Source organism: Granulicella aggregans, assembly GCF_014203275.1.
Lineage (GTDB): Bacteria > Acidobacteriota > Terriglobia > Terriglobales > Acidobacteriaceae > Edaphobacter.
Map to the genome: position 1 here is coordinate 1 of NZ_JACHIP010000025.1, position 18995 is coordinate 18995.

Here is an 18995-nt window from a genome sequence, read left to right on the forward strand (position 1 = left end):
TTCTCCCGGTTCGAGAAACTCGACGTGCTGTTTATCGGCTTCCTCCACTTCGCACTCATCGTCGAAGCACTCAGATAGCGTGAACACGCCCTAGTTACGCGGAACGAGTCCGCCTCGACGCCGAGTATGCCATCCGATGGAGTGCCGCTCTGGATTTCCAAATCCTGATTCGTACGCTACCGGCGGTATTGAGAGGAAAGGGAGCATACTGATCCTGAAACGAGTGCCGCGTGACAAGAGCTACCCCAATGCCCCCGTTAGTCTCGATGCCTACTTGACTTTTTATTTGGCGAACTTCTGTGCTAATTTATTGGCACAACCGCCCGGGATCGGGAGGCGTGTCAGGCTTGTCCGACGACGAGGTTTTCGCGAGCTGTTTCGACAACCTCTACCGATAAGGGGTATCTACACCAAACGTCAAAAATCGTACGCTTGTATTTTGAATTTGTGGCTGATCGTTCGTACACAGGTCTTCGAAGACCGAGCTTAGCTGTGGGTCGCCACACATGCTGCCTCAAGCTCGAATGAATGCCTGGGCCGTGTTGAGCCCGTATCCGGCAAGCGCGAGTACGGGGTGGACATCACGCGCGCGAGGCACTCCATGAACGAGGTATGGGTTAGTGTTGACGTTTCCAAGGGAAGGTTGGACGTGGCGGTTCGGCCAGGAGATGAGACCTGGTCGGTCGAGAATGGCAAGGCAACCATAAAGGCACTGACGCGAAAGCTGAAGAAGCTCTGCCCTCAGCGGATTGTGTTGGAAGCGACGGGCGGCAGTGGCGTCCTTTGGGTTGAGCTTGAGAGCGTCGGTGAACTTTCTTCGCGCATGGCTCCAGCACGCGGCGTGGACCATGCCGGGACCGCCGACACCGTCATAGGCAGCGTAGCCATCAGTTTGTAACAAGCCTTGATACAGATCCAGGAAGGCCTTCGGGCCCTCGCGGGCGCGGCCCATGCGGAAGTCGAAGACAACCGCGCCGCCGGGCGTGCCGTACTGCCAGAGATAGGCCTGATGGTTGGTGCCGCTGCCATCGTGCTTCTGAACGGCGACCGGCGTCTCGTCGGCCTGGATATAAGTGCCCGCGAGTAACTCCTTTCGCATGCAACTTACAAGAGGAGTGAGTAACTCACCGACCCGCATCAACCCAACCGTCCATGGTGTCGCGGCTTATTTCAAGGCCCGTGTCGCGTTCGAGCAACACGCTCTGGCGATAGAGCGGAAGATGCGCGACATGCTTGTTGAGCACCGTGTCGATGACTACACGGTCCGAGACCAGGCTCTTCGGGATGATCGCGTCGGCGAGCGGCGCGGCGATGACCGTGCTCTCCACGCAGGCCTTGCATGTAGGGTGAGGACTTATTTGTCGTAGAGTTTGAGGCGGTATCTGTCGTATGCGGCAATACCTCAGGCCTGACCGATCACAAGGCTGTCCCTGGCGGCTTCAACGATCTCGACCGAGATGACATCAGCGTCGTTGACCGTAAGGACGCGTTCGATCTGGGTCAGAAGCCGTGTGAGGAGTCGCAGGTTGCCGCTGGTCATACGAATGAGTCGGGCAACGACTTCGGGGGTAAATGCCGCACGTGGCAAGGTCACGCCGGGCGGAGCCCAGCGCTGTTCGAGAAGATCCTGGACCTCAGCAGACCCTAAAGGACGGAACTCGTGTACAAAGCCGATCCGCGAGTAGAGCTGCGGAAAGCGAGCAATTCGCTTCTCTATACCTGGCATCCCGATCAAGATCATGCCGCCGCTATCGAAGATCGATCGGACCTGCTCAAGACTGTTCATCTGCAGTCTGTCAGCCTCATCGACCACGATGAGGGAAGTCGGGTCTGAGACATCCTTTTTGCGAGCTTGATAGAACTGGTAAGTCTGGAAGTAGGCAGGGTCCACTGCCGGACGATTCTCCGGCGAGCATCCTGGTTTTTCTAGAATCTCGCGACGGCGTGCTTCGTCGCGCAGCCTAATCTCTTCGAGTACAGCCTCAGCCTTCCGCTCAATCGGCCGCACGGCAATGCCAGTCAATCTCTCTCTTGCTCTGCTCAAGTCCATCGCGACTCTGGAGGGTGTGTTGATGACCTCTGCGGTGTATAAGACCGTGTCGAAGATCACTGACGGCATCGTTTCTTCATCCCATCGATCATAACGATCCAGAGAATCTGCCCGGCTGTACCGGCGAGCAGAAAGCGTCTTGCCGACACCAGGAGGGCCGTAGCACAAGCCGATATACCGATACGCCCTGCAGGCGTCGCAGAATTCGACGAACCTGCGGTGTTCCGAAGTCTCGACGAAGCTTGTCTCACTCGTTTCTGTAGCGCTTGATTCTGCTTGTTGGGGTTGTTGCGACGGGCTCACTGATCCGTGTTCGCTCAATACCTTGCCCTTTCTTGAGTTGAAGAAGTGCATCGACAGTCTTCTGCCTGCTGTCCAGAATGCTCTTCAGTTCACGACGGCGGCTATTGCGAACTCGAACGATGTCGCGGAGCGCAACCGTCTCCCCTGCAATCTCTGCGGAGATTGCTCGGCAAAGGAAGCGGTCCTTGAAGAAGACTCGGATCTCAGCCATATCGCGAGGATCGAAGCGAACCGTCACGTCTTCTCCCACGTAGGCGGCAAGAGTCAGAGAGATGTAGCGAAAGCCCTGGAAGTGAATGCCATCGCGGCGAACTCTCCGGGGTCGGACCTCCTCAATCAGCAACAGATCGAGCTGTTCTAATGAGGCTGGTACGCGAGGTAAGAATCCGCCCTCTTCCCATCGAACTGCCGGCGCAAGCTCCGCGTCTGCTGCTGGTGTTCGTTGGTATACCTCAATGAGGAATGTGCGGAAAGACTGTTCCAGTTGGTCGATAGTGAGCGTCGGTTTGCGACGCCCTCTGCGCGTATAGCCTTCCAAGTCGCAGAGGAACATTTCGTTTACGGTGCGAAAGAAGCGTTCAATCTTGCCGCGGCCCTGCGGCTTGCCCGGCGTCGAGAAGACCAGCCTCATTTTCAAATCGACAGCGACCTGCTCAAGGTGTTTGGAGACGAAGTCGGCCCCATTGTCGACATAGAGGACATCGGGAATGCCGCATACCTGCCAGTGGGGATCGGATTTTCTCCAGATTGCTTGTCTCATTGCGAGCGAGGTGCGAAGCGACGAAGGAGCGTCAAAACCGAGAAAATACCCAGCAACAGAGCGGCTGTAGTCGTCAATCACTGCCGTCAGCCAAGGCCGGCCCTCGGTGCCATCCTCGCGAAGCAAAATGATGTCCAGTTGAGTGTGGTCCGCTTGCCATACCGCGTTGGGCCTGGATGCCTCACGACGATGAACCAGGTCGTATAGTTCTCCAAACCTGCGGGAGCCCTGCTGTGCAAGAGTTCGGAGGTCATTCGGCAGAGTGTGAACGATGTCGCGCACAATCCAGTAGCTTGGAGCAGGTTCGCCTATCATCTCTGCAAACCGCTTCGCCTGGCGATGTACTGAGCTGAGAGGGAGGGGAGGTTTCTCGAGAGCCAGCCCCTCAATCGCCTCGCGCAATCGAGGCGAAGTGGTCCGTCGTTCACCGACGTCTGTGCGCTCTTTTCGGACAAGCCCAGCTAGTCCGTCACGCTTGTAATTCGCTACCCATCGCTGAAGCGTACGGAAGGAAACCCCCGAGCCTTCTGAAACGGAACGGAGTTCCCGGCCGTTCTGCAAGTGAGGCTCGAGGAGCCGAAAGCGCTCAAGAGCAAGCTTGCGTTCGGTATCGGAGATTGCCGTCAGCGTTTGCACCGCCATAAGTCTACGACAAATAGCGCCTCAAAAGCTACGACGAATAATTCCACAAACCACATTCTTGGCCAGCCGGCCCCTAACCCGCGGTCTCCTGATGGAGTACCGGGCGACGATGGACGCTCTCTCCCCTTCGACAGTGAACGTCCGGCTGTCCGCCGTCCGCAAGATGGTCTTCGAGGCCCGCAAGAACGGCATGATCGGTGCGGAAGAGGCCGCTACTCTGACCGAGGTCCCCAATGTCCCGCAGAAGGGAACCCGGCTTGGAAACTGGCTGACTCGGGAGCAGGCGAAGGTGTTGCTGGCCGTTCCCGATCGGTCGACGCTCAAGGGCAAGCGGGATTACGTCATCCTGGCGGTCCTGGTCGGTTGCGCTCTGCGTCGGGAGGAGCTGGCCGCGCTCGATCTCGATACCATCCAGCTGCGGGAAGGGAGGTGGGTGCTGGCCGATCTCGAAGGAAAAGGGCGCCGGGTCCGCACCGTGGCCATTCCGGTGTGGGTGAAGCAGGGAATCAACGCCTGGATGACCGCCGCGGGCGTGGAAGACGGCAGGCTGCTCCGGGCCGTGACAAAAGCTGGCAAGGTCAAGGGGAGCATGAGCGGCTGGGCCGTCTGGTCGGTGGTCGAGCAATCTGCCAATGAGATCGGGATCGAGCGGTTCGGGGCGCATGACCTGCGACGCACCTGCGCCAAACTCTGCCGCAAGAACGGCGGAAATATCGAACAGATCAAGTTCCTGCTCGGACACTCTTCCATCCAGACGACGGAGCGCTACCTCGGCTCCGAGCAGGAGATCGAAATCGCGGTCAACGATAATCTAGGGTTGTAGAGCTAACGAAACACCATCTGTACGTGTTTCGCTACCTGTATGTGAATCGCTTCGTTCGGCCTCAAGCTTGGTAGGAGCAGCTTTCTGATTATGTTCGTAGAAGACGATAAGCTGCCATTGGACGTGCTTTGCAAGAGTTACGGTGAATCTCACCATGCACTCTGTTGTCTGGAATGCGGCTATCAGGCTGATTTCAACCCTCCCTGGAAGGTTCGATCGGTCGGCCGCTCGCCCTTTTACTTCACCATTCCTGCGAAGCGGACGACACATTTCAAGTGGGTGATGGCGACTAGATACTGAGAGGGGCGTAACGCTACCTGTACGCGAATCGTCCTGCCAATAGCAAGGGCGACGTCAGATAGGATCTGATCAGGGAATAAATGAAGCTAACGAGCACACATCATTCAGACGAGTTCAAAGAGATCCTCGGCATCATTCAGGCTGGACGGTCGCGAGCTTTCGAAGCTGTGAATGTTGCCCTAATTGAGACCTATTGGGCGATCGGAGAGCAGCTCTCCCGAAAGGTCTCTGAGGCTGGCTGGGGAAAAGGTGTGGTTGCGGATCTGGCCTCCTGGCTCGCTGCCGAGGCTCCGGACCTCAAGGGATTCTCGTCCTCAAACCTCTGGCGCATGAAGCAGTTTTTCGAGACATATTCACCCCTCCCAAAACTCGCAACACTGTTGCGAGAATTGTCCTGGTCCAAGCATCTCCTTCTGCTGTCCAGCTGTAAGTCTGAAGAAGAGAAGGAGTTCTACCTGCTTTCTGCGACCCGCGGGCGCTGGTCGCATCGTGAACTCGGCCGACAGATCAAGAACTCAGCATTTGAACGGACAATGTTGTCCGATCTGAAACTCGCAACAGTGTCGCGAGTTCTGCCGGAAACCGCAGTCGGCGTCTTTAAGGACAGCTATATGCTGGACTTCCTCGATCTTCCCGAGACCCACAGTGAGGCGGATCTTCAAGCGGGTCTCCTCCTGAACCTAAGAAAATTTCTGATGGAGCTGGGAGATGGCTTCGCCTTCGTCGGAGAAAAGGTCCGTGTCCAGGTCGGCAATCAGGACTTCGAACTCGATCTGCTTTTCTACCATCGGGACCTTCAATGTCTTGTTGCATTTGAACTGAAAACTGGTCGATTCCAGCCTGAGCACATGGGCCAGCTCTCGTTCTATCTGGAGGCCCTTGATCGGGATAAAAAACGGTCGCATGAAAATCCTAGCATCGGCGTTCTGTTGTGCAGAACGAAGGATGATGAAGTCGTGGAATATGCAATGAGCAGACATCTCTCGCCGGCGCTCGTCGCCCAGTATGAAACAAAAATGATTCCTAAAGCACTTCTCCAAGAGAAACTCCACGAATGGAGCTTGCTCATAGAAGATTCGGTCGACGAAGTTGGCAGTTGAACGCTCTAAGGGTTTACGGCGTCAGTCAGAACAACAGCTCCTAGGCCGACTCATACATAGCTTTACTGCTCCAAAGTCCACCACGACTGTCATCAGCACAGCTGCTCCAAAGGCCTCATACACTGTTGCTGTTGAGCGCATTTGTGCGAAGTGAGCAATTGGATTGTCGGAAAAACCACAGCACCCTAACGAGTAAAGAGCAAGTTCTTTCACCGAGATGGGTTGCGTGTCGCGGAATGAATCCATGACTGGTGTTTGATCTCCTAATGAATGTGAGACGTATGCAGGATGCTGGTTTTCTTAGTCAACTCTTCTTTCAGATCCCCGATTCGCTTCTTAAGTTCCTCGATATGGACTCTCTGATCTGGAGAGTCCTTATCCCCCGGCAACGGTTTCAGGATGGTTTCTGCTTGCTTTAGATCGGATTCCGCTTTACCTACCTGTTCCGGAGTCACCTTTGTCACAAGATCTTTTCGTGATGGCAGGTGTCTTATAAGCAACGTGGCTTCATCGACATCAATCTCTGCGTCTTGGTCTGGTGTCAATTTAGCGGAAAGGGACGGCCCTGCGAGAGCATCCAAGATGGGGGTAAGCTTATCCGCAATGTCTGCGTCCGCTGTTGTCTCTTCCTTCATAAAGCGGTCGAAGCCGGTGCTGGCAATTACGAAGGAATAACTGGGGCTGAAATCCTGAGCTACGGTCATATCGGGCAGAGCCAGAATGGTTCTCTTCTCTTCGTCTGTGAGCCCGAGCAAGTCCAAATGTTGAATCAATCGCGCATCATCTTCATCGCTCAACGCAGAGCTGTCACGTTTTAAGACTCGTCGTATTTCTTGGGATGTCTGCTTGAGGGTTTGAATCTGCCCAGCGGTCAGACCCGATAGTGGACTATCGCAAAGAGCATTCACGTTCACATGAGCGGCTTTATAGTCGGGGTCGGTGATAGTCCCTTGGACTTTCTCGAAACTGTAGCCTGCTAAGCATAGGCTTAAGAGAGATATCGTGGTCGCGGCCATACTGACAATATTCTTTGACCAAAATGAATCAGCTGCTCTACCTGTGTTTGTTGCTCGTACCTGGGTGACGAACTCGCTCGTCGCTCTGATCAATTCCCCACCGGCTTGTCCGAGCTTATCGACATCTTTCGGTGCCATAGAACCTCACTTGTTAACTTCGTTGTTGCATGGCCGTGTGGCGATTATTCCGAAATGCTCCCGACCGTCACTGCGTAAAATGTCAGGCAAACCCGTTCGCGTGTAGTAGAAGGAGCGTTCAATGTCGAATCCAGCGATCCGGAATGTCTCGCAAAGCGGGACCGCATCGAGGTAGTTCATGAAGACTGGGATCGCATCGCGAAAGTCTGAGGCAACGAACTCGCGTGCGCGGCCAGTCTCGCCTGCCCATATAACTCCCGCACGTCTACGTTCTTCAAATACGGGAAGCAATCGCTTAATGTGTCCGGCAAATACGGTGCCGACTTGCAGAAAGACTTTTCCTCCGGGTCGAAGCCAATCATACATTTTGGCCGCGCCGACCTCGATCTGAGCGCCGGGCAGGAAATGCAATACGTTGGAGCAATGGATAGCGTCCAGTCCCGCAAAGTGAAGGGAGTGTGGAAACTCACCAACGACCGTTGTCAGTCGGCAATCAATCGATCGATGTGTCGCCTCTTGCCTAATCGACTCCAGATGTGACGCTTCAAGATCCAGTGCGATCACCTTCGCGCCGACCTCTAGAAGGGGAAAAGTTCCGACTCCCAGACCAGCGCCGATATCTAGTACGACCGGAGTTCGCTGCTCTAGTGTTGTGAGCCATTCAACTAGAGCAACTGTGATCTGGTTCGGGACTGTTGAAGTCCACCCGAACCCGTTATGCGTGTAAACGATCTGCCCGTCACTCATGGAGGTCCCACGTTGAGCCAAGGATAAGATAGCAAGCGCAGATGGTGACGCTCGGAGACCAAACAGCATGTCCCGTCACACCTTCCAAGAAATCAAAACCTAACCGTTCAAGCGATTGCCTTCTCGCAGGAGTGTAGGCCGGCGCGATGATTACGGTTCTGGCATTCCACTCTTTCGCTCTTTGGATTCGGACCAGATCAAGCCGACCTCCGATTCCGAGCCCGCGATGAGTCTTGAGGACCACCAGGCGGTTCATGCTAGCTACTGGAAGCGCTACATCAGCCTGAGCAAACATCGATCCATCCGGAGCATCATTCAGGTTTGCGTGGAGGCATAGTCTAGCCGCAGCCACGATCGTGCTCCCGTCGAAGACACCCCAGTGGCTAGCGTGTTCATCGTGATAGTCCGCGATCGTTTCCGTCTCTTGGTTATGAATGACCGCTCCCTCGGACTTCCAGACGGTGTAGCGCAGGCGCTGGGCAGCCCGGATTTCCGCCAATGTAGTCAACTCGCGCACGGAAACTGATGAAGCCGCCAGGGGTCGGCTCACAGCCATGTGTCGCCTCCCTCTGGCACCATTTCGACACCGCCGATGTCTCGACTGAAAACACAGGAGGGAGCAAAGGTGACGGTTCGATGGTGCGATTCACCGAGATTTCTGAACCCGGCTGCCCTGAGCTGGCGCATCCGAGCTGGAACGTGTGTAACAACTACTGCCGATCGGCACCCCTCTTCTTGGGCTGCAGCAAGTCTCATCCCATCCAGTTCCTTACTCAAACCTCGCCCTCGGAACGCAGGGCTGACAACCAGTCGGGTAAACGCCGCAACTGGAGGGACAAGCGAATCCTCATAGCCGATAAGACTCGCTATATCCGGGAGTTCGGAAATACGTTTGTGTACGCATAAACGCGCAGCGGCGATCGGGAGCCCGTCGCAGAGGATCACCCAGTTGACGGCATGAGAGTCGTGTTCATCGATCCAGACTTCTGCTCTTGGCGCAAAAGAAGGCAACTCTCCATCGGCCTCCCACGCGAGAATTCGCAGTCGTCCGACCTGCTGGAGCACTGCAGGATCTTCGACGATGATTGGAGCGGAAACCGGGAAGCCAGAAGACATAGTCGATCGAGTCTCGAAATGCGAGGGAATCCTGAACAAACAAAATCTATTTTGCTCAAGATAATTCACCACGCATCGACTTCCGAGGCTTAAGTGCGAAATTTGTTAGATTTTGCTGGAAAATATGGTCCCACGATCCAAGTGCTCTCCAGCGAGATCTGAAGATTCATGCCGGATTTGGTTGCGATAGCGAAACGCTACCTGTATGTGAATCGCATCGAAGCCCGGATCGGCGCAATTATGGGCACAGAAGTCAGCGCTTGCAGAACCTTCGAGCGGGAGGCCGGGTACCTGGAGCTGCACGGAGTGTTTTCCATCAGCTTGCGCGCGCCAGGGACGGAGTCCATCAGCAGGTCTGGTTACGTCGCTTGCGCGGCGGCGCGGGAGATTGCCTCTGAACTTGCTGCTGCTGGTTGTCGGGTGTTGCGGGGTGTCCCCGCAGAGGAGGGTGATGGAAGACGGCAGCGCCGGCTGAAATCAGGGAGGAGGCTTCCGCCCTCGCTTCGCTTGTCTCAGTTCCCTAGAGCTGCGCAATTTCAGTCACTGAATTGACGGTTCTCTAAGATAGAAGCAATGAAGCTTACTGCTCTCTTTTTGATCCTGATCTTGTTTGTTGTCTTTGGAATCGGTTTTCTGTCGTTGATTTGGAAGGATATGCGGAACGGCGATGTCCACCAGTCGACACAGCCGCATGTCGAGCAGCATCGGCGGCGCGATGAGCGAGGGACATCAGGAACCGACCGGACTTCCAAGAATCAAAGAGAGAGGAGTGAGGCATGCTCGAGTCTCGGTGTGACGTGTGCTTCGCAATACTTTGCATCGTGGACATGGCCCGCGGACGGCAGCTGCCAAGCGAGACTTCGGGGCGGATACCCTGAACCGGATCCACGATGCACACCAGGCGGTATCGTTCCTGGCATCACCGCTGAGACTTTACGCGATCCATCCTGGAGGACGCGGTGTATCCGCAACTGCCAAAGCAGCGAAGTTCAAAAACGTGCGACCTACGCCTGGTACGCTCTACCTCGCCCAGACAACAACTCGGGCAAGAATCAGACCTGTGAGCTGGATCACCTCGTCCCGTTGGAACTCGGTGGCGCGGATGGGATGGGGAATATCTGGCCGGAGTGCGGGCCCGCCGATGTCACGCTCCGCGAGCGCTATTTCAAACAGAAGGACCTCGTTGAAAATTACCTCGCCGCGAAAGTTCGATCGGGAGAGATACCGATCGGGGACGCGCAGCGTGGCATCGCGTCCGATTGGGTTCAGTATTTGACGGTCGCGCGAGCCCATTGCAAGCAAGCGCGGTGTGATGCCACAGATTGAGGCAAGGCAAACTCCTGGTTGGCAGCTATGATGTGAATCGGAAAGATGAAGCGGCGCATTTGCTCGTACGACATGGTCGAAGTCCCCGACGAATCGTATGTCGTCACCGACGACATCGGCGAGATCTATCTGTGTGACTCGCGCTGCCTTTGCATCTGGGCTGTGTTGCTGGCAACCAAGCCGAACCTGGATGAGAAGATTAAGACTCAGGCGGTCACCCTGAGACTTCCAAACCGTGAAGAGATGACCTTCGACAACATCTCCGGTCTGGCCTTATGGGCTACATCGAACGCATTACACCGCGCTGAAATTGAGCGGGAAAGAGACAAAATGCTATTCAAGCTGGCGTTCAACAAGACGATTCAAGGCACCCTGCGCGTTTCCACCACGACGGCTCGCGGATCGGACCATGTCCTAGCGATCTATGACAATGACGAGGCGTTTACACGCCTTCTCGAACATTCAGGGCTCGATGCGGACACAATAGGTTCTCTGAAGGGGTCGGCGGAACTCGCGTATGGGTCGTAGAACACCCCAACGTGCTGTGAAGAGGTTGAGCTGAGCGAAACGCAGCTCAACATCCTCAGACTTGGCGAAGCCAAGAGGCTTTACGCCTGATTTTCTATCGCAAATTAGGCAGAATCGGCGTATGAGCGGATGGTCAGCCGATTTCTCCACTTGTTGAAGCAATGCTGTGGCGACGGCCTACTCATCGCGAAGCGTTTCTAACGGATCGGCGTACGCTGCACGGCGGGCGGGAATAAGCGTGGCGACGGTGCCGGCCAATGCGAGTACGACGCTCGCAACGATGATGGCGAGAGCATTGGCGTTGACCGAACCGTATAACAGATGACTTGCCGTGCGGAGCGCGAGGATCGAAATCACTGCGCCCGGCAGAACGCCTGCAAGCAGGATTAGCCCGGTCTGGCTGAGGATGAGTGCCTGAACGTGGCCGCGAGTTGCGCCGAGCGCAAGGCGTATGCCGAATTCCCTTTTGCGGCGCCTGGTGCGGGATGACATCACGCCATAGAACCCGATGGAGACAAGTAGCAGCGTGAGGCCCGCATAAATTCCAGCCAGGCGTGCGAGGAGGGTCTCTGTGCCGAGGTCTCCGTTGAGTTCTGCAGATAGAGGCAAGATCTCGTCGACAGTTAGAGTTGGATCGATGTCGGAGAGCGCACGGCGCACGCTCTCCGACAACGCCCGTGGATCACCCACAGCCCGCACCCGAATGCTGTTCACCGGTGCAGGATTCTGATTGATGTTCATGTAAACAACCGGCGGTTCCTCACGCTGCGCTCCATTCACGCGCGCATCAGCCACTTCACCTATGATCATGAACTTGTGGTCAGCCGGTGCCGGCCCATAACCAACCAGGTGACCAATCGGGTCCGCATCTCCGAACAGTTGACGAGCGTAGGCACGGTTGACGATCGCCACGGGCTGCCCTCCCTTCGTGTCGCTTGAAGAGAAGTCGCGACCTCGCAAAAATGGAATGCCCAACGTCGAGAAGAAGCCGAGTCCGACGTGGTCTTCCTGCCCATGCACCTGACCATCCGTCAGATTGCTACTGCCTTGCACGTAGAGTGCTGTAATCCAACCGCAATGAATGCCACCGCACATCTCGACGGCTGCGCTGCGCACGCCCGGAAGTGCTTGCAGGCGCTCCTGTATCTGGCTGTAAAGTGCGGGCAGCAATTCAGGATAATCGGTGTATTTTGGTTGATGGAAGTCTGGTCGCACAGTCAGGACATGCTCGCGATCCATGCCAACGTCTACAGTTTCCCAATGCACGAGCGTCGCAGAGAAGCAGGCCGACATAGTGGAAAGGAGCAGCGAGAGGCCTACCTGGGTGCTGAGCAGCACGTTCGAACGCAGGCGTTGGCGCGCCGTCTTGTCGCTGCCCGCTATTCTCGCGCTTGATCCTGCAGTCTGTGCAACGCTTGAGCGAATGAAGAGTAGGGCCGGGATGATGCTGAAACTGATCAAGGACACCAGCATGAGACCCACGCCCAGCGCCGCGAGGGGAAGATTGGGATGTAGGTCCAAAGTGAAAACAGCATTGCGATTGGAGACCCAGCGAATGAGAATGCCGCTGGCAACGCGGCCACATGCATATGCGCAAATAGAGCCAATTGCCACTACCAGCCCATCCTCAAGAAAAATCTGCCGGATGAGCCGATACCTACTTGCACCGAGCGCCATGCGGATGCCGAGTTCATGTGATCGCGCATCTAGCCGCGCTAGTTGAAGACTTGCAAGATTCAAGCACCCGACAAGAAAAATGGAAGCAGAAAGCGCCATAAGTAGCGTAAGCGGGGACATGAATCGCTTTCGCATGCCGTTCTCGCTGAGCGGGGCGAACGTTGTCTTGACACTCAAGAGCTGAGTCTTTGTAGCTTGGTCGGCGGTTGCTTCCGTCATCAACTCACGGTCGGTGCGAAAGACCTGATCCCAATGTGCGAGCACTGCGGCGCGGCGTTCTGGCGCGATGCGCGCGGTGAGAAAAAGCCAGAAGATCGTGGGCTGGTTATACCAGGGCTTATCAAGCGATACATCGTGGCCCGGCCCCAGCGAGTCCCACGGAATCGCGAATGCGCCGGTGGTTTGAAGCGCTAGTGGAAACCAGATGTCTGGAGCGCGGCCAGTTACATCGCCCAGGAATCTACGATGCGCAACGCCTACGACGAGGAACTCTTTCTTATTTCGAAGAATATGCTGACCGACGGCGTGTGCGGCGGAGCCAAAGGTATTGCGTGCGAATTCGTAACGAAGGACCGCAGGCCACTCATCCTGGCCGATACGTCCGTCGGCTTGTACAAACAACCGTCCCGCTGCCGGAACGACACCAAGCCCGCTGAAGTAGTTGTCAGAAACAGGCTCGCAGGCGACCTGGACCGGTGAGTGGTTGGGCAGCTGAAACGTCGCGTCATTCGCGTACGCTGTTGCCATGAGTGGGGTGTCAGGGGTAGCGGCACGAAGCCGCTCGTAGGCGGGAGACGAAATGGTCCAGCTCTGATCAAAAGGGCTACGCGCAGCGTGCACCCTCACGACTTCGGTCGGTTGCGGAACGGGCAGATCAGCCAAAACGATCGCATACAGCAATTGAAAGACGCCAAGGTTAGCACCGATGCCAAGCGCCAGCGTAAGTAGGGCGGTGGCCGTGAATGCGGGGGAACGACGAAGCTGTTGTAGGGCATGACGGAGGTCATAGAGCATATTCTCGAGCCACACCCATCCCAGTTGCTCCCGCGTCACGTCCTTGATGAGTGGGACGTTGCCGAGTTCACGCAGCGCTGCGGCGCGAGCTTGCGTAGGATTCTCCCCGTTCGCAATGCGGCCCGCGATGGCCATACGCAGATGGGAATTGAGCTCTTCGGATAGATCTTGCTTTGCTCGCTGCCAGGGTCTGATTCTCAAGCCTCCACCTCCGCCCCCATGACTGCTCCAATAGCCCGCACCAACTCGAGCCATCGTTCATGATCCGTGACGAGCTGCTTTCTGCCCGATGCCGTGAGCTGGTAGTACTTAGCACGCTGTTTGCTCTCAGTCAGCTTCCACTCCGATTTCACCCATTTCTGTCGTTCCAATCGGTGCAAGGCAGGATAAAGCGAACCGGTCTCTACCGCGAAAGCCTCGCCGGATCGGCTGCGGATGATTTGTGCAATCCCATATCCGTGATTAGCCTCAAGCGACAGCGCCCGCAGAACGAGCATGTCAAGCGTTCCTTGGAGCAGCTCAATACGATTCTTATATTGACTAGATTCCGTCATGAGGATGTAGACATACTACTGCCATGGAGGAAGAGTGTCTACGGCTTGCATGATCTGTTTCCCCCCTCGGTTATAAAGGGAACGCAGGGCAAGAGGTACTACCGAGACGGCTCCCGGTACTCAAAGACAGGCATCATGATTACGGAGCGTTCTGCCCGGATCCCTCCGGCAACCAGTGCTCTGGTCCAATAGATCGGTCCCCTTGCAGCATGCGCAAGCGCATGAAATGTATTTGGCGTTGCGGGGTTTACCCACAGAGATGGGTGACCAAAGACGGCTGTGTTTTGCCGGCTGCAGAAGCGAACAATTCCTCTTGTGTAATCTCCGCTCTCATACTTCCTTCCTCCAACTGACCATCGCGGTCCTAAACAGGGCGCACGATCCCGATCTCGTGTAAAAGCAGTCTTCCACAGACCGCTGTTGCAGTTTCGCTTTTTATTCTCCTATACTTTGGCCATGGGGACAATGCCAAGGAGAGAGGCGCGGGAAGAGCAGGCGCGGGTCAACGCGAAGTTTGTCTCCACTGTCGTCATCGCCGCGGCCATCATTGTGGCGGTTCGGCTAGCGAGAGAAGAAATCGCCCAACCGACGCCTCGGCTTCTCTGTTCCGCCGGTCAGAGTGTAAGCCTGGCAAGGACCATTCTCAATGAAGTGTTGCGCAGATTTCCCGGTGCTTAGGAGACGTATGACTCTCGATTTGAACTTTCAAGATCTCAAGCAGATAGCCTTGCATGGTCGCGTGGTGAAGAATGGCATAACACTGATGGTCGGCCGGCCCCTGATTCCGGATGTGAAGACGGATGAGACAGGAGATGCGGGAGAGGTCCGGTTTACGGTTGACGAAACAGAGCGCCGTCCTCGAGGTCCTTGGCTGATGAAGCCTTCTCAGGTTCGAGATGTACGTAAGCCATCGCGAGGAACACACTCATAGGAGTGTGACAGCTAGGACAACTAAAGCTGTCACACTCGCGTTTCGAGGCGCTTGGGCAGGATAGCGCTCGGGACTTGCTCTGGAGACATCTTGACCCAATCAACCGTGAACCGTCCGCAGTACCCGAAGAGCCCTCCCCAGATCCGGTTCTTGGCACTCACATCGATGCAGAAGCATTCCTGATCGTCGTCATACCACTCACAAACATCTGCTACTCCAGTGAAGAGCCATGGAAAACGAAAGGCGACCGGTCCTTCGTAGAAGCGTTGTTCTCCAGAGCGGAGCCGAAGGCCGCCGTTGTCAGCAACGCTTACCTGTATGTCCACCGCCAGGTGCTGGTGGGTGCCGAGGTAATCGATGATGCAGCCCCGTTCTTCACTGAAGATCATGTAGGCGTCGAAGCGGCGCTTCCGTTTAGTTGCGAAGGTCCGCACCCAACTCACAGTTTCTCGACCCAGAGGATCAACGTAGGCGTAGTTCTCGATCGTGAATGGAACATCCCTTCCATGTTCGGGGAACATGATGCTCCGCCACGTGCGACGTACAAAAAAGGCAATGTATAGGGAGCTCCGTGCCATATTCGTTCCATCGTTCCGGTGCCCACTGCACCGACCCCGGACTGCGAATGAAGTGAGAAACGGCGTTGAATCTGGGGATGAAGCTTGAAGAAATCGGCACCCAGAGCGCGTTCGTAGATGGAGATCATGGTTGTTCCTTGGCCGGCTTGCGACCGCAGCGACTCGCTAAGGCCAGCATGGGTGAAGACAGCCAGCCCGCAAGAGAGAGCGAGATGACGGAGAGGTTTAGCGTTACAGGATTGAAAGCTGCCCGGATGTACTCCGGTGAATAATGAGCAACAGCGAACGTGGCTAAAACCATGATCAAGATATTGATTGGGAAGATATAGCGCCACCGCCAACTGCCCAAGATGATCAAGGCAAATACGATTTCAAGCACACCCAGTGAGGGCAGAAGCCTGATCGATAACCCAGCCTGAACGAGCATTGCCTGTTCGTCAACGTGGTGAAACAGGAGCTTTGGCACAAGCCCATGCCAGAACCAGATGGCCGCCAGGCTGATGCGGGCCACACCATGGATCAGGGAGAGCCTGAGCGTGGACTCGGGTGTCTGTCCGGTTTCAGCCCAAAGGCGAAGCCGGTCGAAGCTCCAGGCAGTTGCCCAGCTCATCAGGGGCCGGAAGAGCAGGCGGTCGACCCAGCGCCCCAGAGTGCCAAAGCGCACCTAGTAGTCGTACCAGGTAAGGAAACGTACGCCACGCGGGTTAGGAAGGTAGCGCCAATAACCGGACCCAGTTGTGATGAGCGACTTCCAATCGTCCGACGCAAATCGCAGCGAGGATGTTCGATCTCCTTCTGGAGAGTCCCGCTGCCCCATGCTCTCGCCGGTGCCGGCGACAGCAAGACCGAAGCCTATGCGTGTCTGATAGAGGAAACGTTGCGGTTCGTTAGGATTCGGTCGCGGGAGGTACTCAATCTCGCTGAAGCGCAGGTCCCAACGCTGATGCGAAGCCGGATCCTGGGTGAGGCGCCAAACAAGATCGATGTCAACTTGGATGTCGATCTCGATGTATAGACCAGAAGTTGCGGTCACAGGCCATACCTCCGCGAGCGGGCAACGAGGTCCGGCGCAGCCTGATGCCATGTTGGATAGCGGAATGTAAACCCTGCATCTAGTAGTCGACCCGGCACAACGCGGCGGCTCTTCAGAACCAACTCGGATTCGGTGCGGAGCAGGAACGTACCGATCTCGAGCATCCACGGTGGCGTCGGCACTCCGAAGCGAGCGCCCCACGCTTCGCGCAGAATACGGAGAAACTGCGAGTTTGGGAGTGGATGAGGAGACGCAACGTTTATAGGTCCTGAAATGGCCGGATTGCCTATCAAGAATTCGACTGTCCGGATAAAGTCAACCTCATGGATCCAGGAAATAAACTGTGTTCCGGGTAGATTCGTACCACCTATGCCGTGACGAACCAGTTTTGAGAAGACATCGAAGACGCCCCCGCGGTCGGGACTGAAGGTCATGGCACTTCGCAGAGCCACCTGACGCGTCCCTGGAGTATTGATGGAGAAGAACGCCTCTTCCCAGGCTTTTGCGACTCCGATGGAGAAGTTCCACGTATCCGGTGCTCCCGGCTCGTTTCCACCCAATTCTCCAGTGGCTTCATCCATCGAGCGATCAAGCGCATGACGATAAATAGTCGCGGTGCTGGCGTTGAGCCAGACTTCAGGCGGCCTCTCAAGCCGTGTGATCGCTTTATGGAGAACCGACGTGGACAGAACGCGTGAGTTTAAAATGTCGCTACGGTTCCGCTTGTTATAGCGGCAATTCACACTTCTGCCTGCAAGATTGATCCAGACATCGCTATCGTCTAGGTCCGCGAGCCAAGGCCCCAGTGTTTCACCGTCCCAGTGAAGCGTTAGCCATGGCGTTTTCTGCACGTGCCGGCTCAGGACTAAGACTTGGTTGCCCTCGTTGTGAAAGTGTCGAGCGAGAATCGTGCCGACCTGTCCGCTTCCACCTGCAATGACGATTTTCATAAGGACGAGCACCTTTCCTGATCAGGCTCGCTCTGCAGATACCGCTGCCAGTCTGCGGATTCGGCCACTTGCTTGATGACAGCGTTTCGCTCACGCAGAAGCGCAAGCATGTAGCGGCGCAGGAAGATAGCCTCGGCAATCGGACCAAGCACTGGAAGAGGGGCCGCGATACAGAAGCGATCGGTCATTTCGGTGATACCAGGCTTGACGGAGCGGAACAGGTGGTCGGCCTGCATGAAGCGGAAGATCCCTCGGACCATCGTCACCTGAAAATATCGAGGCGACTCCATAGCGGTCGTCTTGCTGGTCAGGGTCTGCCAGACGCCGAAGTGTTTCGCCCGCCACGTCACCTCCTGTGAGAGCCCCACAAGGCCGGACGTAACACCGCCGAGGGCCATGGCTTGTTCTCCGGAGTGAACGTTTGCGAGTAAGTGCACTTCAACACTTCGGGAGAGATCGAAGCAGCGCTCAATCGGGGCGTGGATGAGAGTGGTTTCATCGATTTGGATCATAGGGAATCTCCTGGGAGCAGTTCAGCTTGTTGCAACAACTCGAGAACCGCCTTCCGGATGGGCTTCAGGATGGCAAGTTTTGCAAGCCCAAGCAGCTTCAATGTCAGGTTCAGGGCACCATCCGCCATTCGGCGTGTTCGTTGCTGGTTTTCGGAGTCGTCGTAGAGAAACATCACCAGCAGTCCCATCTGCAACGCCCAGAGTGCAAGGGGAAGCAGGACACGAAGGTCCTGAGGCAGCTTTTCCTCTGCGATGGCGTCCTGGAACACCCGGGTGCTGCGACGGCGAATCGCGGCGGTGCCAGGACCGAGGCAGGAGAGTGGATGGTGGGGCTCACCGGTATACCTAAAAACCACTCCGAGCAGGTTGCGATCATCTTTGGTCAAATCAAACTTCGAGTGAAGAGCTGTGACCAAACGGGTCTTCAAGTCTTTGGTCGTGACAAAGAGTTCTTCGCAAAGACGCTCCTGCGCGGCCTGAACATTCTCGTAATAAGCCTGGATCAAAGCTTCTTTGCTGGGGAAGTAGTAGTAGGCGGCGCTCTTCACGACGCCGGCATGAGCTGCGATGGCTTGCATGGTGGTGGCATCGAATCCGCGCTCCCGGAAGAGCTCGAGAGCGCTCGAAAAGATTTGCTTGCGGGTTTGCTCGCCTTTGTCCGTCGCCAGCTCATTTTTGACCATGGTCAAATCATGCGCGTTCATTTCGCCCAGGTCAAGAACTATTTGAACGCGGTCAAATTACTTTCCGGCAGACCGTGGAAGTGACAGGTGAGGAAAGCATGGAAGCCAAAGGACCGGCTCCCACCCTTCCCTCAACCCTTGGAAATCCCTTCGGGATTCCCACACTCCCACCGTTTCGACGACGTGTGTTGTGGGAAGCAAGACATAAATAGGG

Annotated in this window: 19 protein-coding genes and 1 pseudogene; 3 read left to right on the forward strand and 17 right to left on the reverse strand. The window is 56.0% G+C overall.

All coding sequences use genetic code 11. The features are described 5' to 3' along the window. Positions 1 to 514 precede the first annotated feature (514 nt). From HDF16_RS27275 to HDF16_RS27290, 4 genes are all read right to left on the reverse strand, one after another. Positions 515 to 1099 (reverse strand): IS66 family transposase, encoded by a 585-nt coding sequence (locus HDF16_RS27275; protein WP_184223644.1) that lies wholly within the window; start codon positions 1097 to 1099, stop codon positions 515 to 517. Positions 1100 to 1124: 25 nt separating this feature from the next. Beyond that, a complete protein-coding gene (locus tag HDF16_RS27280; protein ID WP_184223646.1) occupies positions 1125 to 1328 on the reverse strand; it encodes an IS66 family transposase in 204 nt (67 codons plus the stop codon). Positions 1329 to 1402: 74 nt separating this feature from the next. Then, positions 1403 to 2404 (reverse strand): AAA family ATPase, encoded by a 1002-nt coding sequence (locus tag HDF16_RS27285; protein WP_184223648.1) that lies wholly within the window; start codon positions 2402 to 2404, stop codon positions 1403 to 1405. Continuing rightward, on the reverse strand, positions 2298 to 3428 hold the full coding sequence (locus tag HDF16_RS27290) for a transposase family protein (RefSeq protein WP_246410304.1): 1131 nt from the start codon (positions 3426 to 3428) through the stop codon (positions 2298 to 2300). The genes HDF16_RS27285 and HDF16_RS27290 overlap by 107 nt, the downstream gene beginning before the upstream one ends. A 436-nt stretch (positions 3429 to 3864) precedes the next feature. On the opposite strand from HDF16_RS27290, the gene HDF16_RS27295 reads away from it, so the two are divergent. Both HDF16_RS27295 and HDF16_RS27300 read left to right on the forward strand, forming a co-directional pair. After that, the gene (locus HDF16_RS27295) at positions 3865 to 4578 is read left to right on the forward strand and encodes a tyrosine-type recombinase/integrase (protein ID WP_246410307.1); all 714 of its coding nucleotides are present in this window, start codon (positions 3865 to 3867) and stop codon (positions 4576 to 4578) included. Positions 4579 to 4958: 380 nt separating this feature from the next. After that, complete coding sequence (locus HDF16_RS27300) at positions 4959 to 5978, forward strand: PDDEXK nuclease domain-containing protein (RefSeq protein ID WP_184223651.1); 1020 nt, start codon at positions 4959 to 4961, stop codon at positions 5976 to 5978. Positions 5979 to 6241: 263 nt separating this feature from the next. Here HDF16_RS27300 and HDF16_RS27305 read toward each other — a convergent pair whose 3' ends face one another. From HDF16_RS27305 to HDF16_RS27325, 5 genes are all read right to left on the reverse strand, one after another. Continuing rightward, positions 6242 to 7132, reverse strand: a complete 891-nt coding sequence (locus HDF16_RS27305) for a hypothetical protein (protein WP_184223653.1) — start codon at positions 7130 to 7132, stop codon at positions 6242 to 6244. 6 nt (positions 7133 to 7138) lie between these two features. After that, positions 7139 to 7879, reverse strand: a complete 741-nt coding sequence (locus HDF16_RS27310) for a class I SAM-dependent methyltransferase (protein WP_184223655.1) — start codon at positions 7877 to 7879, stop codon at positions 7139 to 7141. Then, positions 7872 to 8435 (reverse strand): GNAT family N-acetyltransferase, encoded by a 564-nt coding sequence (locus HDF16_RS27315; RefSeq protein ID WP_184223657.1) that lies wholly within the window; start codon positions 8433 to 8435, stop codon positions 7872 to 7874. The genes HDF16_RS27310 and HDF16_RS27315 overlap by 8 nt, the downstream gene beginning before the upstream one ends. Further along, complete coding sequence (locus tag HDF16_RS27320; RefSeq protein ID WP_221313283.1) at positions 8426 to 9064, reverse strand: GNAT family N-acetyltransferase; 639 nt, start codon at positions 9062 to 9064, stop codon at positions 8426 to 8428. The genes HDF16_RS27315 and HDF16_RS27320 overlap by 10 nt, the downstream gene beginning before the upstream one ends. Before the next feature lie 951 nt (positions 9065 to 10015). After that, a complete protein-coding gene (locus HDF16_RS27325) occupies positions 10016 to 10288 on the reverse strand; it encodes a hypothetical protein (RefSeq protein ID WP_221313284.1) in 273 nt (90 codons plus the stop codon). 78 nt (positions 10289 to 10366) lie between these two features. Between HDF16_RS27325 and HDF16_RS27330 the strand changes: the two genes are divergently transcribed. Continuing rightward, complete coding sequence (locus HDF16_RS27330) at positions 10367 to 10849, forward strand: hypothetical protein (RefSeq protein WP_184223663.1); 483 nt, start codon at positions 10367 to 10369, stop codon at positions 10847 to 10849. A 177-nt stretch (positions 10850 to 11026) separates the two neighbouring features. On the opposite strand, the gene HDF16_RS27335 is transcribed toward HDF16_RS27330, so the two are convergent. The 8 genes and pseudogenes from HDF16_RS27335 to HDF16_RS27375 all read right to left on the reverse strand — a co-directional run bounded on the left by HDF16_RS27335 (position 11027) and on the right by HDF16_RS27375 (position 18781). Next, positions 11027 to 13741, reverse strand: a complete 2715-nt coding sequence (locus HDF16_RS27335; protein ID WP_221313285.1) for an ABC transporter permease — start codon at positions 13739 to 13741, stop codon at positions 11027 to 11029. After that, positions 13738 to 14094, reverse strand: a complete 357-nt coding sequence (locus tag HDF16_RS27340; RefSeq protein ID WP_184223667.1) for a PadR family transcriptional regulator — start codon at positions 14092 to 14094, stop codon at positions 13738 to 13740. The genes HDF16_RS27335 and HDF16_RS27340 overlap by 4 nt, the downstream gene beginning before the upstream one ends. A 960-nt stretch (positions 14095 to 15054) precedes the next feature. Further along, positions 15055 to 15731, reverse strand: a pseudogene (locus HDF16_RS27350) (DUF4166 domain-containing protein). After that, positions 15728 to 16114, reverse strand: a complete 387-nt coding sequence (locus tag HDF16_RS27355) for a DoxX-like family protein (protein ID WP_221313290.1) — start codon at positions 16112 to 16114, stop codon at positions 15728 to 15730. Before HDF16_RS27355 ends, HDF16_RS27350 begins: the two are co-directional and overlap by 4 nt. 153 nt (positions 16115 to 16267) lie before the next feature. After that, positions 16268 to 16636 (reverse strand): hypothetical protein, encoded by a 369-nt coding sequence (locus HDF16_RS27360; protein WP_184223673.1) that lies wholly within the window; start codon positions 16634 to 16636, stop codon positions 16268 to 16270. Next, complete coding sequence (locus HDF16_RS27365) at positions 16633 to 17586, reverse strand: TIGR01777 family oxidoreductase (protein WP_184223675.1); 954 nt, start codon at positions 17584 to 17586, stop codon at positions 16633 to 16635. The genes HDF16_RS27360 and HDF16_RS27365 overlap by 4 nt, the downstream gene beginning before the upstream one ends. After that, a complete protein-coding gene (locus HDF16_RS27370; protein WP_184223677.1) occupies positions 17583 to 18098 on the reverse strand; it encodes an SRPBCC family protein in 516 nt (171 codons plus the stop codon). Before HDF16_RS27370 ends, HDF16_RS27365 begins: the two co-directional genes overlap by 4 nt. Next, positions 18095 to 18781, reverse strand: coding sequence for a TetR/AcrR family transcriptional regulator (locus tag HDF16_RS27375; protein ID WP_184223679.1), 687 nt, complete (start codon positions 18779 to 18781; stop codon positions 18095 to 18097). The genes HDF16_RS27370 and HDF16_RS27375 overlap by 4 nt, the downstream gene beginning before the upstream one ends. Between the last annotated feature and the right edge of the window lie 214 nt (positions 18782 to 18995).